Raw genomic sequence first — 13336 nt, 5'->3', positions numbered from 1 at the left:
GGGATCGTTCGCCGATCGTCACCTGCGCGCGGTCACCGGCCGCCGGGTCACTCCCCGTCGCCGGCGCGGCGCTGCGCCTCGGCAGTCGCGGGATGCACCGCGATCAGCCCCAGCCCCGCGCGCCGCTTGCACAGCACCGCAAGCTCGGCGTACGCCTCGTCGCCGATCAGTGCGGTCAGCTCGGGACCGTAGGACTGCCACACCGCCTCCGACCCGACATGCGCGGCCGGGTCGCCGGTGCAGTACCAGTGCAGGTCGGCGCCGCCGGGTCCCCAGCCGCGCCGGTCGTACTCGCCGATGACCGTACGCAGGATCTGAGTGCCGTCGGGGCGCTCCTCCCACTCCTCGGTGCGGCGCACCGGCAGCTGCCAGCAGACGTCGGGCTTGACCTCGAGCGGATGCCGGTCGGTGCGCAGCGCCATGCGATGCAGCGCGCAGCCGGGGCCGCCCGGGAATCCGGGTCGGTTCAGGAAGATGCAGGCGCCCTGGTGGCGCCGGGTGCGCAGGGCAGGCTCGTCCTCGAGTTCGTCCTCCTCGACGTAACCTTTCTTGCCCAGTCCCTTGGTGCGAAACTGCCAGTCCTCGTCGGTCAGATCGGCGACCGCGGCATCCAGGCGGTCACGGTCGTCCTCGTCGCTGAGGAAGGCGCCGTGGGAGCAGCAACCGTCGTCGGGGCGGCCGGCGACGGTGCCCTGACACGCCGGGGTGCCGAAGACGCAGGTCCACCGCGACAGCAGCCAGGTCAGGTCCGCCTGGATCAGCCGCTCGGGGTCGGCGGGGTCGACGAACTCGATCCACTCCCGAGGAAAATCCGGATCGACCTCGCCGGTCGGTTTCTTCACGCCACGCGTCACAGTTGTCGACGGTAGACCGTCTAAGTTGATAGCTGTGCGTCTAGGTGTGCTCGATGTCGGTAGCAACACGGTCCATTTGCTCGTCGTAGATGCCCACCGGGGTGCGCATCCCACGCCGATGAGCTCGACCAAGGTGGCGCTGCGCCTGTCGGAGCAGCTGTCGGACGACGGCCGGCTCAGCGACCGTTGCGCGGAGCGCTTGGTGGCGATCGTCGCGGAGTTCGCCGAGATCGCGCGGACCTCCGGTTGCGGTGAGCTGATGGCCTTCGCGACCTCGGCGGTCCGCGATTCGACCAACTCCGACGAGGTCCTGGAGAAGGTCCGCCGCGACACCGGGGTGGAACTCGAGGTGCTCTCGGGGGTCGACGAGGCGCGGCTGACCTTCCTCGCGGTGCGCCGCTGGTACGGCTGGAGCGCAGGGCGGATCGTCAACCTCGACATCGGCGGCGGATCGCTCGAGCTGTGCAGTGGGATCGACGAGGACCCGGAGGCCGCGTTCTCGCTGCAGCTGGGCGCCGGCAGGTTGACCCGCGATTGGCTGCGCGCCGATCCGCCGAGCAAGCGGAAGGTCGAGGTCCTGCGTGACTGGCTCGAGGCCGAGCTGTCCGGCCCGGCGAAGGAACTCAAGGCCGCGGGCCGGCCCGAACTGACCGTGGCGACGTCGAAAACCTTCCGAACGCTCGCCCGATTGACCGGTGCGGCGCCGTCGAGCGCGGGTCCTCGGGTGCAGCGGACACTCACAGTGAGCGGTTTACGCCAACTCATCGCATTTATTTCTAGGATGACTGCAGCAGATCGCGCAGAACTGGAAGGCGTCAGCGCCGACAGGTCTCCGCAGCTGGTCGCGGGGGCGCTGGTGGCGGAGGCGAGCATGCGTGCCTTGTCGATCGACCAGGTGCAGATCTGCCCTTGGGCGCTGCGGGAGGGACTCATCCTGCGCAGACTGGATACTGAGATGGGTGGCGAACTGGTGGTGGGAGCTCGATGAGCAGTCAGGCTGACGACGGGCAGGACGCCCGGCCGGTGACGGTCGCGGAGCTGCTGGCGCGGAACGGGTCACAGCCCGGCTCGCGGGCACACCGGCGCCGCACCCGCAAGGGCGGGATCTCGGTGGCCGAGCTCACCGGAGAGATCCCGGTGATCCGCGACGAGCCCGGCGACGAATACGCGGAGCACGGTCAGGGCGCGGACCCGGAGCCCGCGCAGCCCGAGGACCACGGCACCGCCGACGAAGACACGGCCCGCGACGACGGCACCGCCGGCGACCACGCCGCGACCACGACGGAAGCGGAAGACGACGCCGCGGCCGCGGACGTTGTCACGGACGCCGACCCCGCGGACGCCGACCCCGTCGACGTCGGCGCGCCCGACCCCGTCGACCCGGGTACCAAGGCGTTCACCCCACCGTGGGCCGCACGCCGTCAGGCGGCGGCCGCGCAACCGGCCGTCGGGCTGCTCACCACGGACAGCGCCGCAGCGGAACTGATGCGCGCCCGGTACGAGGGCGGGGACTACGCGGACCCCGAGTACGACGACGCGCGGTACGACGACCTCGACCACGAGGCCGGCCACGGGCACGACGACCACGCGGCGCGCGTCGGGGTCGACGCGTCCGCCGGCGACCTCGAGGCGACCGAGGATCCCACCGACGGCACGTCGCAACCGTCCTCCCGGGGCGCGCTCAAGCAGTGGGCGGTGATCACGCTGCAGTGCGTGGTCGCGATCGTCGCGGGCGCGCTGCTGTTCAAGGGCTTCGAGAAGCTCTGGGACGTGCTGCCGTGGGTCGCGCTGGTGCTGGCGGTGCTGGTCGTCCTCGGCCTGGTCGCGCTGGTGCGGATCCTGCGCAAGACCGACGACATCATGAGCGTCCTGATCGCGGTCATAGCCGGGCTGATCGTCACGCTCGGACCACTGGCCTTCCTGCTCAGTACGCGATGACGGCCCACCGCATCCCGGTCGGGCTGTCGACGGCCTCGGTGTACCCGCAGACGACCGAGAGTGCGTTCGAGTTCGCCCAGGAGCTGGGCTACGACGGCATCGAGCTGATGGTCTGGGCGGAGTCCGTCAGCCAGGACGTCGACGCGGTTCGCTCGCTGATCGACCGGTACCAGGTGCCGGTGCAGGCCGTGCATGCGCCGTGCCTGCTCATCTCGCAGCGGGTCTGGGGAGCGGATCCGATCGAGAAACTCGACCGCACGGTCGACGCGGCGCGGGAGGTCGGCGCCACCACCGTCGTCGTGCATCCGCCGTTCCGGTGGCAGCGCAAGTACGCCGAGGGGTTCGCCGCCCAGGTCGCCCGGCTCGAGGACCGGACCGGGATCGTCGTCGCGGTCGAGAACATGTTCCCGATGCGCGCCGACCGGTTCTTCGGCCGCAAGGACCGCTCCATCGAGCGGCTGCGCCGCCGCGGCGGCCCGGGCATCGGCGTCTCGGCATTCGCGCCCGGCTACGACCCCACCGACCAGGGACACCGGCATTACACGCTGGACCTGTCCCACGCGGCGACCGCCGGCGCCGACGCGCTGGCCCTGGCCGCGAAGATGGGGAGCCGGCTCGCCCACCTGCACCTGGCCGACGGGCGCGGGGCCTCCGTGGACGAGCACCTGATCCCGGGGCACGGCGGGCAACCCTGCGCGGAGGTCTGCCGGAACCTCGCGTCGAGCGGCTTCACCGGCCAGGTCGTGCTCGAGGTCAACACCCAGGATGCGCGCACCCGCAGCGAGCGGGCGGCGATGCTGGCGGAGTCGCTGGCCTTCGCCCGCACCCATCTGGCCAAGCCGAGCACCGCACTGCGGACGCCGTGATGAGTCCCGGTCCGTTCGATCGGGCCATGGCACTGTCGCAGCTCGGGTCGGGCCGCTACCAGGCGACGCTGGACCCCGACTGGACCATCGGACCGAAGGTGCACGGCGGCACCATGCTGGCGTTGTGCGCCGCGGCGGCCCAGGCTGAACTCGACGGCGCCCCGGCAACATCGGACCCTGCAGGGCCGAACCCTGCGGGGCCGACCGGCCAACCGGTCGCCGTCAGTGCGGGGTTCCTCTCCGCGCCCGACCCCGGACCTGTCGAGCTGATCGCCACCGTGCGCAAGCGGGGCCGGCGGATCTCGCTGGTCGACGTGGAACTCGAGCAGGGCGGCCGCACGGCGGTGCGCGCCGCCGTCACGCTCGGCGCACCGGACGTCGGGCCGCCGCTGCACGCCGACGGGGGAGCCGAGCTGCACCGGCTGCCGGCCCGGCCTCCCGCGAGCGCGGTCGAGGTCGCGGGCCATCCGATGGCCCGGATCATGCACCTGGCGCAGGTCTGCGACGTCCGCTTCGACCCCGCCTCGACCGCCTTCCTCGACGGCGGTCCGGGCGCGCCGGAGGTTCGATTGTGGGTGCGGCCGAAGCAGGAGGCCACATCGGCGCTGTTCGCACTGATGGCCGGCGACATCTCCGCGCCGGTCACGCTGAACCTCGGCCGCTTCGGCTGGGCGCCGACCGTGCAGCTGACCGCCTACCTGCGCGGGTTGCCGGTGGACGGCTGGCTCCGGGTGTCGGCGACCAGCACGCTCGTCGGCGGTGTCTGGTTCGAGGAGGACCACCTGGTGCTCGACGAGACCGGGGCCGTGGTCGTGCAGTCCCGCCAGCTCGCACTCGTGCCGGCCGATCCCGGGGAGCGGCGGTCCGAACCCGACGTGGCAGGCTGAGTGCCATGACGAGAATTGCGGTGATCGGCGGCGGCCGGATCGGTGAGGCGTTGATCTCGGGGCTGCTGGGGGCCGGCCGACCGGCCAAGGACCTGGTGGTGGCGGAGAAGTTCGAGGAGCGCGCGCGTGAGCTCACCGAGCGTTTCGGCATCCGCGTGACCTCGACCGCCGATGCGGCGGAGGGTGCGGACATCATCGTCGTCGCCGTCAAGCCGGGCGACCTGCCCGCCATCCTCGACGATCTGGCCCCGGTCGTGGAGGAGAGCGACCTCGACCAGCTGCTGGTGTCGATGGCCGCCGGCGTGCCCACCACGCTGTTCGAGGCCCGGCTGCCGGCCGGCACCCCGATCGTGCGGGTGATGCCGAACACGCCGATGCTGGTCGGGCAGGGGGCGAGCGCGGTGACCGCCGGCCGGCACGCGACCGCCGAGCACCTCGCCGCCGTGGAGGCGATGCTGTCCCCGGTCGGTCTGGTCGTCAAGGTCGGCGAGGCCCAGCTGGACGCGGTCACCGCGGTGTCGGGCTCGGGCCCTGCGTACTTCTTCCTCGTGGTCGAGGCGATGGTCGACGCCGGTGTGGCGCTGGGGCTGCCGCGGACGGTCGCGACCGAGCTGACCGTGCAGACGATCGTCGGCTCGGCGGCCATGCTCGCCGAATCCGACGAATCGGCGACCGAGCTCCGTGCGGCGGTCACCTCGCCCGGGGGCACCACCGCGGCCGCCGTCGGTCAGCTCGAGCGAGGCGGGGTCAGGGCGGCGCTGCTCGACGCGCTCACTGCCGCCCGCGACCGCTCGGTCCAGCTCGGCGCGGGCTCGCAATAGAGCCCGCAACAGGGTCGGGTTTCCCACACCCGTCGCAGGAACACCACTGGTCCCGCTAAACTCCATATAGCACGTGCGTGTCTGTTCCGTCGGAGGGGAAGCCGATGGCGCGGGCGTGCCGGAGGATTTGATATCGATGGCGACTTCGGAAAAGCCGCCCGGCGGCCCACGATCGACGAACTCTGCCCCGGCGGACGGTGGTGAACAACCGGCGCTGGCCGGTACCCAGTTCCTCACCGTCGCCGAGGTGGCGGCGTTGATGCGCGTGTCGAAGATGACCGTGTACAGGCTCGTGCACAACGGCGACCTCCCGGCTGTCCGGGTCGGGCGCTCGTTCCGCGTGCACGCGAAGGCGGTCCACGACTATCTGCAGACCTCGTATTTCGACGCGGGCTGACGGGCTCCGGGCCCGAGCGGAAGCGGTACCTGATTGGTCGGGCCGGCACCCGCGGCGGTAACATCACTGTCCGTCGTGCCGGCCTGCCGGTGAGTCGAACGTGTGACCTGCACGAGCACCGTGCACCAGGACGATCCAGTGGGATGGTCCGACAAACAGACAGTGAGGATTGCCCGACATGGGTTCAGTGATCAAGAAGCGCCGCAAGCGCATGTCGAAGAAGAAGCATCGCAAGCTGCTCCGCCGCACCCGCGTCCAGCGTCGCAAACTCGGTAAGTAAGCCGCCTCCGGCAATCGGAGATTTCGTGGCCGTGCCCGCCCCGCGAGGGGTGGGCACGGCCACGTTCCGTCTCCGGGTGTAAGAAAGCTGTTACGTCATAGGCGCGTTGTGGTCTTTCACACAGACCCGTGACTACTCTTGAGGCGATGAGCGAGACGGAGGCGGGCACCCGGGTGCCGAAGGTGGTCCTGGTGACCGGCGCGAGCAAGTTCCTCGGTGGCTACCTGGCCACCCGGTTGGCGCACGATCCACAGGTCGACCGTGTACTTGCCGTCGACAGTGTTCCGCCCAGCAAGGACATGCGCCGTCGGATGGGGCGCGCCGAGTTCGTCCGCGCGGACCTGCGCAACCCGCTCATCGGCAAGGTCATCCGCTCGGAGGCGGTCGACACCGTCGTCCACACCGGCCTGCACACCAGGCCCGCCGAGACCGGTGGCCGGGCGGTGATGAAAGAGATCAACGTCATCGGCGCGATGCATCTGTTCGCCGCGTGCCAGAAGTCGCCGCACGTGCGGCGCCTGGTGGTGCGGTCCTCCTCGGCGGTGTACGGCAACAGCGCCACCGATCCGGCCCGGTTCACCGAGGAGATGACCTCCAAGAACCCGCCGCGCGGTGGATTCCCGAAGGACTGTGTCGAGATCGAGGGCTATGCGCGCGGCGCGGGCCGTCGGCGCGACGACCTCGACGTCGCGATCCTGCGGTTCGCGCCGGTCATCGGCAGCCGGATGGACACGCAGCTGTCGCGGTACTTCGCGCCCCCGGTGGTGCCGAGCATGGTCGGCCGCGACCCGCGCCTGCAACTGCTGCACGAGGAGGACGCGCTCGGCGCGCTCGAGCGGGCGACGATGACCGATGTGCGTGGAACCTTCAACATCGGCGCCGACGGCACCGTCTCGTCGTCGCAGGCGATCCGCCGCGCGGGCCGTGTCGAGCTGCCGCTGCCGAGCGTGTTGTTCCGCCGGTTGGGCGGACTCCTGCGCGGCGTGCGGATGGCGGACTACACCGCCGAGGAGCTGGCGTATCTCAACTACGGGCTCGGCCTGGACACCACCCGGATGCGGACCGAACTCGGTTTCCTTCCCCGGTGGACGACGGTCCAGGCATTCGACGATTTCGTGCGGGGCCGGGCCCTGAGCCCGGTGGTCGACCCGCTGTCGGTGCGATCCATGGAACGCAAGGTCGTCGGCGCCGCACGGCGTCTGGCGTAGGGAGGGTGTGAGATATGTCGGTTGCGAAGGTGATCCCCCTGCACGCGGACGAGCCGCAGCGGGGTGAGACCCCGGACTGGGGGTCCGGCTACGCGCCCGCCGACGACGGCCGGGGGAGTGCGACCGTCACCGAGCTGCCGGCGCCCGGCGGCGCCGGCTGGCTGACACCGAAGCTGGCCGGGCAGATCGCCGACGGAGCCGCGTTCCTCCGTCGCCGTGTCACCGGCGACTACCAGATCGACGAGTTCGGGTTCGATCCCCACCTGAACACCGGGGTGCTGCTGCCGATCCTGCGGCCACTGTTCGACAAGTGGTTCCGGGTCGAGGTCAGCGGGGTGGAGAACATCCCCTCGGACGGCGCCGCGCTGGTGGTGTGCAACCACGCCGGGGTGGTCCCGCTCGACGGGCTGATGACCTCGGTGGCCGTGCACGACCACCACCCGGCGCAGCGGGACCTGCGCATGCTCGCCGCGGACCTGGCGTTCCAGACGCCGGTGGTCAGCACGCTGGCGCGCAAGGCCGGTCACACGCTGGCCTGCCATCCCGACGCCGAACGGCTGCTGCGCTCCGGTGAGGTGACCGCGGTCTTCCCGGAGGGGTTCAAGGGCATCGGCAAGCCCTTCTCGGACCGCTACAAGCTGCAGCGCTTCGGCCGCGGCGGATTCGTCACCTCCGCGCTGCGCACGGGCGCGCCGATCGTGCCCTGCTCGATCGTCGGGTCGGAGGAGATCTACCCGATGATCGCCGACTTCAAGCCGCTCGCCAGGATCCTCGGGTTCCCGTATTTCCCGATCACGCCGTTGTTCCCGATGCTCGGACCGCTGGGCATGGTCCCGCTGCCCTCGAAGTGGCACATCAAGTTCGGTGAGCCGATCGAGACCGCGTCGTACGGCGCGGCCGCCGCCGAGGACCCGATGGTCACCTTCGACCTGACCGACCAGGTGCGCGAGACGATCCAGCAGACGCTGTACACGTTGCTGGCGCGCCGCCGCAACGTGTTCCTCGGCTAGACGTTCCCCGGGGAGGACGTTCCGGCGCGGCGCTCAGGCGCGGGTCTGCGCGCGCCGGCTGAGGACCGCGACGGCGGCCCCGCCCAGCGCGCCCAGCCCCAGCGCGGTCGGCACGCCGATCCGCGCGGCCTTGCGTCCGGTGCGGAAGTCGCGCACCTCCCAGCCGCGGGCCTTGGCCAGTTCCCGCAGATCCTGGTCGGGGTTGATCGCGACCGCCGTGCCGACCGTGGTGAGCATCGGGACGTCGTTGTGACTGTCCGAATACGCGCTGCACCGCTTGAGGTTGAGTCCCTCGCGGACGGCCAGCGCGCGCACCGCGTGCGCCTTGCCGCGGCCGTGCAGGATGTCGCCGACGAGCCGGCCGGTGAACTTGCCGTCCTCGCTCTCGACCACGGTGCCGAGCGCGCCGGTCAGGCCGAGCCGCTTGGCGATCACCTGGGCGAGTTCGACGGGGGTGGCGGTGACCAGCCAGACCTGCTGACCGGCATCGAGATGCATCTGGGCGAGCGCACGGGTGCCCGGCCAGATCTTGTCGGCGATCAACTCGTCGTAGATCTCCTCGCCGAGCCGCGAGAACTCCGCCGTCTCGCGTCCGGCGATGAAGGCCAACGCCTTCTCCTTGCCGCTCGCGACGTCGTCGCTGTTCTCCTTGCCGGTGACCCGGAACTTGAGTTGCTGCCAGCCGAACGTGGCCATGTCGCCGAGCGAAATGTACCTGCGCGACGCCAGCCCGCGCGCGAAATGGATTATCGAGGCGCCCTGCACCATCGTGTTGTCGACGTCGAAGAACGCCGCGGCGGTCAGGTCGGGGGCGATCGCCGGGGCCGGGGGCTCTGATTCGGGCGGTTCCGCGGACGCGATCTCCGCGGTGGCCGCGGCCTCCGCCTCGTGCAGCGCGAACGCCGCGTCGGCGCTGGCCTCGCCGGCGAGGTTGGCGCGCAACTCGGCCAGGCTGGGGCCCAGCGGGTTCCGGGCCACTGCCCGGCCCACCCGACGCCGGCCGGATTCGACGATCCTCGACTGGGAGAAGTAGCCGGCACCGGACCGTCTCGACCGCTTGGACACGTGTACCTCCTGTTTCGAGCCGTCCGCCGGACACGCATCGGGGCGCCGATCCGTGTACGCCCACCTGGCGGGGACCGGTGCCCCGACAGTGGTCCAACCCTAGCCGCCGATCCGCCGCTTTCGGTCACGCAGCGCCGCGGCGCAGGCCCCACCAGCGCCGGATGGGGCCTGTGATATTGGTCTCCGGGGTCGCGCGGCGGCCGTGTGGCGGGCCGGTGCCCGCGTCCGGCGGCGCCCGAGCCGACCGTGCCAGACTTGCATTCAGGTGGTGCGGGGTGTCTCCGGCTCCCGAGCGTCCGGACCGGCCCCCGCCCAACGAATCGATGGACGAACCCGAACGAGAGGATCACGGTGAGCCAGCGGCCGACGATCACCCTGCTGACCCGCGTGGGCTGTCACTCCTGCGCGCGTGCAGCGGAACAACTTGCGGTGCTGTGCAGGGAATTTGACCTACCGCTCGAGTCCGTGGACGTCGACCTCGCTGCGGGCGACCGTCCGGAACTGCGCGCGGAGTTCGGTGACCGGTTGCCGGTGGTGCTGCTCGACGGGCGCGAGCACAGCTATTGGGAGGTCGACGAGCCCCGGTTGCGCGCGGACCTGGCCCGCAGTGTCCCGGGTGAGCAGAATCACGGCGGCTCCGAAAGGCGCTAGAGCTGGACAGATGCGCTACGAGCGACTTTGTGCAGGAGTTCACAAGCGGTTACCGTGAGGTGGACATGCACCCGGATCGCCGTGAGCACGCGGCCGGAATCCCGGTCGTTACGAGGAGTCAGCAACGTGGCGGAAGAGCACCAGGCGCACGGGCGTGATACCCGGCGTGTCGGGGTCGACGTGCCCGCCGGTGCCCCTCGTGAGATCACCCGCGACATCCCCAACGCCACCGTCGGCCGGCTCGCGCTGTACCTGCGGGTGCTCAGCGCCATGGCCGAGTCCGGCACCGACCTGGTCTCCAGCGAACAACTTGCCGAGGCGGCCGGCGTCGGGTCGGCGAAGCTGCGCAAGGACCTGTCGTTCCTCGGCTCGAACGGCGTGCGCGGAGTCGGATACGACGTCGACAATCTGATCGCCCGCATCGAGACCGCGCTCGGCCTCGACCGCGGCCACCGGGTGGTGCTCGTCGGCGTGGGCAATCTGGGGCACGCGCTGGCCGGATACGGCGGGTTCGGCCGCCGGGGGTTCTCGATGGTGGCGCTGTTCGACGTCGATCCGGCGTTGGTCGGCACCACCGTCCGCGGGCTGCCGGTGCGCCACATGGACGACCTGGACCGGGTGTGCGCCGAGGTCGGCAGCACCATCGGGGTGATCGCCACCCCGCCCGAGGCCGCGCAGGCCGCGTGTGACCGGCTCGTCGACGCCGGGGTGCACAGCATCTTGAACTTCGCGCCGGTGGTGTTGCAGGTGCCCGAGCACATCGAGATGCGGCGGGTCGACCTCGCCGTCGAGATGCAGGTGCTCTCGTTCCACATCGCCCGCAATGCGCGCCAGGCCGCGGGCGAGTCCGCGGGCCGTGAGCCGCGGCGCGGCGCTCGTCCGGGAGTGCTTTCCGCGGCCCGGCAGGACGGCAGATCATCACAGTCAGTACCCGGGGCCGGCTCCGCGGGTAACACCTCACCAAGAAGCGGATCGGTGGTTGCGCAGTGAGTGTTCTGCTCGTCGGGATTTCGCACCGGAGCGCCCCGGTGTCCGTGCTCGAGCGGGTGGCGGTCGGGGAGACCGATCGCCCCAAGTTGCTCGACCGGCTCCTGCACTCCTCCCATGTCTCCGAGGCGATGCTGGTCTCGACCTGCAATCGGGTCGAGATCTATGCGGTCGTCGACGCATTCCACGGCGCGCTCGGAGACATCAGCGAATTGCTCGGTGAGCACTCCGGGCTCGGTGCCACGGAGCTGACCCGGCACCTCTACGTGCGCTACAGCGAGGCCGCGGTCGAGCACCTGTTCGCGGTCGCCAGCGGACTCGATTCGATGGTGGTCGGCGAGCAGCAGATCCTCGGCCAGATCCGGTCGGCGTACGCGGCCTCGGACACCCATGAGGCGGCGGGCCGCGCGATCCACGAGTTGGCCCAGCAGGCGCTGCGGGTCGGCAAGCGGGTCCACTCGGAGACCGGGATCGACTCGGCCGGCGCCTCGGTGGTGTCGGTGGCGCTCGACCGCGCGGCCGGGCTGCTCGGCGAGGACCCCGCGGTCTCCTCGCTCGCCGGGCGGACGGCGGTCGTGCTCGGCGCCGGCGCGATGGGCGGACTCGCGGTCGCGCACCTGATCCGCGCCTCGATCGGCAAGGTCGTCGTCGTCAACCGCACCACCGAGCGGGCCCGGCGCCTGGCCGAGACGGCCGCCGAGGCGGGTGTCGGTGCCGACGTCGTCGAGCTCGAGCGGTTGCCGCAGGCACTGCGTGATGCCGATGTCCTGGTCACCTGCACCGGCGCGGTCGGGACCGTCGTCGGGGTCGGCGAGGTGCACGTCGGACTCACCGGACGCGACAGCGGCCGACCGCTGGTGATCTGCGACCTCGGACTGCCGCGCGACGTGGACCACGCGGTCGCGGGCCTGCCGGGCGTGCACATCCTCGACATGGAGTCGCTGCAGCGCGACCCGGGTGCCGGCGCCGCCGCGACCGACGCGGCGGCGGCGCGCGCGATCGTCGCCGACGAACTGGCCGGCTACCTGACCGGGCAGCGGATGGCCGAGGTGACCCCGACCGTGACGGCACTGCGGCGGCGCGCCGCGGAGGTGGTCCAGGGCGAGCTCCTGCGCCTGGACTCGCGGTTGCCGGAACTCGGAGATGCCGAGCGTGACGAGGTCGCGCGCACGGTACGCCGAGTCGTCGACAAGCTGCTGCACGCGCCCACCGTCCGCGTCAAGCAGTTGGCCACCACACCCGGCGGTGACAGCTATGCGGAGGCGCTGCGGGAGCTGTTCGAACTCACCCCGGGTGTGACGACCGCGGTCGCCGCGCCGATGGAGAGCGGTGCGGCCGCCGAGGACCCGGAGGACTTCACCGTGGACGGACCGACGCACGTGAGCGGGCTCACCGCCGACGGCGGAGAGGGAGAGAGCCGATGAGCACCAAGACGATTCGGATCGGGACCCGCGGCAGCCTGCTGGCGACCACGCAGGCCGGCACCGTGCGCGACGCGCTGATCGCCGCCGGTCACCCCGCCGAGCTGGTGATCATCTCGACCAAGGGCGACCGGTCCCAGGCACCGGTCGACCGCATCGGGGTCGGGGTCTTCACCGCGGAACTCCGCGAGGCGCTGATGGCCGGCCAGGTCGACGCCGCCGTGCACTCCTACAAGGACCTGCCGACGGCGCCGGACCCGCGGATGGTGATCGCCGCGGTCCCGCCGCGTGAGGACCCGCGTGACGCACTCGTCGCCCGGGACTCGATGGTGCTCGGCGAGCTGCCGCCCGGCTCACGGGTGGGCACGTCGGCACCCCGCCGGATCGCGCAACTGCGTGCGCTCGGGCTCGGGCTGGACGTGGTGCCGCTGCGCGGAAACCTCGACACCCGCCTGGGCAAGGTGGCGAGCGGTGAACTGGACGCGGTGGTCGTCGCGAGGGCCGGGCTGGCGCGCATCGGCCGGCTCGACCGGGTCACCGAGGCGCTCGAACCGGTGCAGATGCTGTCGGCGCCCGCACAGGGGGCGCTCGCGATCGAATGCCGGTCCGAGGACGTCGAACTTGCGCGAATCCTCGCGGAACTGGACGATGCGGGAAGTCGTGCGGCGATCACCGCCGAGCGTGCGCTGCTCGCCGAACTGGAGGCCGGGTGCACCGCCCCGGTCGGTGCGGTCGCGGACGTGGTCGAGTCGCTCGACGACGCGGGACGGGTGATCGAGGAGTTGTCGCTGCGCGGCGGCGCCGCCGCGGTCGACGGTTCCGATGTGATCAGGGCGTCGGCGGTCGGACCACTGTCCGCTGCAGCGGATCTCGGCCGTGCGGTCGCGACGGAACTGCTCGAACTCGGTGCACGGGAACTGATGGCGGACGGGAGGGTCGGCAATGCCTGAC

General features: G+C 71.3%; 15 protein-coding genes. 13 read left to right on the top strand and 2 right to left on the bottom strand.

Annotation, left to right across the window (positions count from 1 at the left end; genetic code table 11):
• Positions 1 to 47 precede the first annotated feature (47 nt).
• Positions 48 to 842, bottom strand: a complete 795-nt coding sequence (locus G4X40_RS07335; protein ID WP_277831398.1) for a hypothetical protein — start codon at positions 840 to 842, stop codon at positions 48 to 50.
• A gap of 46 nt (positions 843 to 888) precedes the next feature.
• Between G4X40_RS07335 and G4X40_RS07330 the strand changes: the two genes are divergently transcribed.
• The 9 genes from G4X40_RS07330 to G4X40_RS07290 all read left to right on the top strand — a co-directional run bounded on the left by G4X40_RS07330 (position 889) and on the right by G4X40_RS07290 (position 8261).
• Positions 889 to 1842, top strand: coding sequence for a Ppx/GppA phosphatase family protein (locus G4X40_RS07330; protein ID WP_277831396.1), 954 nt, complete (start codon positions 889 to 891; stop codon positions 1840 to 1842).
• Positions 1839 to 2792, top strand: coding sequence for a hypothetical protein (locus G4X40_RS07325; protein WP_277831394.1), 954 nt, complete (start codon positions 1839 to 1841; stop codon positions 2790 to 2792). The genes G4X40_RS07330 and G4X40_RS07325 overlap by 4 nt, the downstream gene beginning before the upstream one ends.
• The gene (locus G4X40_RS07320) at positions 2789 to 3658 is read left to right on the top strand and encodes a sugar phosphate isomerase/epimerase family protein (protein ID WP_277831392.1); all 870 of its coding nucleotides are present in this window, start codon (positions 2789 to 2791) and stop codon (positions 3656 to 3658) included. Before G4X40_RS07325 ends, G4X40_RS07320 begins: the two co-directional genes overlap by 4 nt.
• On the top strand, positions 3658 to 4545 hold the full coding sequence (locus G4X40_RS07315; RefSeq protein ID WP_408642147.1) for a thioesterase family protein: 888 nt from the start codon (positions 3658 to 3660) through the stop codon (positions 4543 to 4545). The genes G4X40_RS07320 and G4X40_RS07315 overlap by 1 nt, the downstream gene beginning before the upstream one ends.
• A 5-nt stretch (positions 4546 to 4550) precedes the next feature.
• Positions 4551 to 5366: a pyrroline-5-carboxylate reductase gene (proC, locus tag G4X40_RS07310; RefSeq protein ID WP_277831388.1), complete on the top strand. Its 816-nt coding sequence runs from the start codon at positions 4551 to 4553 to the stop codon at positions 5364 to 5366.
• Positions 5367 to 5502: 136 nt separating this feature from the next.
• The gene (locus tag G4X40_RS07305; protein WP_277831386.1) at positions 5503 to 5763 is read left to right on the top strand and encodes a helix-turn-helix domain-containing protein; all 261 of its coding nucleotides are present in this window, start codon (positions 5503 to 5505) and stop codon (positions 5761 to 5763) included.
• Between the two features lie 178 nt (positions 5764 to 5941).
• On the top strand, positions 5942 to 6043 hold the full coding sequence (locus G4X40_RS07300; protein ID WP_003402602.1) for a 30S ribosomal protein bS22: 102 nt from the start codon (positions 5942 to 5944) through the stop codon (positions 6041 to 6043).
• Between the two features lie 146 nt (positions 6044 to 6189).
• A complete protein-coding gene (locus G4X40_RS07295; protein ID WP_277831383.1) occupies positions 6190 to 7251 on the top strand; it encodes an NAD-dependent epimerase/dehydratase family protein in 1062 nt (353 codons plus the stop codon).
• 14 nt (positions 7252 to 7265) lie between these two features.
• Positions 7266 to 8261 (top strand): lysophospholipid acyltransferase family protein, encoded by a 996-nt coding sequence (locus G4X40_RS07290; RefSeq protein WP_277831381.1) that lies wholly within the window; start codon positions 7266 to 7268, stop codon positions 8259 to 8261.
• A gap of 33 nt (positions 8262 to 8294) precedes the next feature.
• Here the strand turns inward: G4X40_RS07290 and G4X40_RS07285 are convergent, their stop codons facing one another.
• Positions 8295 to 9326, bottom strand: coding sequence for an HAD family hydrolase (locus G4X40_RS07285; RefSeq protein WP_277831379.1), 1032 nt, complete (start codon positions 9324 to 9326; stop codon positions 8295 to 8297).
• Positions 9327 to 9677: 351 nt separating this feature from the next.
• On the opposite strand from G4X40_RS07285, the gene G4X40_RS07280 reads away from it, so the two are divergent.
• The 4 genes from G4X40_RS07280 to hemC all read left to right on the top strand — a co-directional run bounded on the left by G4X40_RS07280 (position 9678) and on the right by hemC (position 13335).
• Positions 9678 to 9977: a glutaredoxin family protein gene (locus G4X40_RS07280; protein WP_277831377.1), complete on the top strand. Its 300-nt coding sequence runs from the start codon at positions 9678 to 9680 to the stop codon at positions 9975 to 9977.
• A 126-nt stretch (positions 9978 to 10103) separates the two neighbouring features.
• Positions 10104 to 10967 carry a redox-sensing transcriptional repressor Rex gene (locus tag G4X40_RS07275; RefSeq protein WP_277831375.1) on the top strand — a complete coding sequence of 288 codons (864 nt, stop codon included), beginning with the start codon at positions 10104 to 10106 and terminating at the stop codon, positions 10965 to 10967.
• Positions 10964 to 12388 carry a glutamyl-tRNA reductase gene (locus G4X40_RS07270; RefSeq protein ID WP_277831374.1) on the top strand — a complete coding sequence of 475 codons (1425 nt, stop codon included), beginning with the start codon at positions 10964 to 10966 and terminating at the stop codon, positions 12386 to 12388. The genes G4X40_RS07275 and G4X40_RS07270 overlap by 4 nt, the downstream gene beginning before the upstream one ends.
• Positions 12385 to 13335: a hydroxymethylbilane synthase gene (gene hemC, locus G4X40_RS07265; protein WP_277831372.1), complete on the top strand. Its 951-nt coding sequence runs from the start codon at positions 12385 to 12387 to the stop codon at positions 13333 to 13335. The genes G4X40_RS07270 and hemC overlap by 4 nt, the downstream gene beginning before the upstream one ends.
• Position 13336 lies beyond the last annotated feature (1 nt).

Source organism: Speluncibacter jeojiensis, assembly GCF_029589495.1.
GTDB lineage: Bacteria > Actinomycetota > Actinomycetes > Mycobacteriales > Mycobacteriaceae > Speluncibacter > Speluncibacter jeojiensis.
This window is presented reverse-complemented; position numbering and strand designations above follow the sequence as displayed.

Bases quoted from the DNA above. Each gene is read 5' to 3' on its own strand.
- G4X40_RS07325 (WP_277831394.1), top strand. From the start codon at position 1,839: ATGAGCAGTCAGGCTGACGACGGGCAGGACGCCCGGCCGGTGACGGTC.
- G4X40_RS07320 (WP_277831392.1), top strand. From the start codon at position 2,789: ATGACGGCCCACCGCATCCCGGTCGGGCTGTCGACGGCCTCGGTGTAC.
- G4X40_RS07315 (WP_408642147.1), top strand. From the start codon at position 3,658: ATGAGTCCCGGTCCGTTCGATCGGGCCATGGCACTGTCGCAGCTCGGG.
- proC (WP_277831388.1), top strand. From the start codon at position 4,551: ATGACGAGAATTGCGGTGATCGGCGGCGGCCGGATCGGTGAGGCGTTG.
- G4X40_RS07305 (WP_277831386.1), top strand. From the start codon at position 5,503: ATGGCGACTTCGGAAAAGCCGCCCGGCGGCCCACGATCGACGAACTCT.
- G4X40_RS07300 (WP_003402602.1), top strand. From the start codon at position 5,942: ATGGGTTCAGTGATCAAGAAGCGCCGCAAGCGCATGTCGAAGAAGAAG.
- G4X40_RS07295 (WP_277831383.1), top strand. From the start codon at position 6,190: ATGAGCGAGACGGAGGCGGGCACCCGGGTGCCGAAGGTGGTCCTGGTG.
- G4X40_RS07290 (WP_277831381.1), top strand. From the start codon at position 7,266: ATGTCGGTTGCGAAGGTGATCCCCCTGCACGCGGACGAGCCGCAGCGG.
- hemC (WP_277831372.1), top strand. From the start codon at position 12,385: ATGAGCACCAAGACGATTCGGATCGGGACCCGCGGCAGCCTGCTGGCG.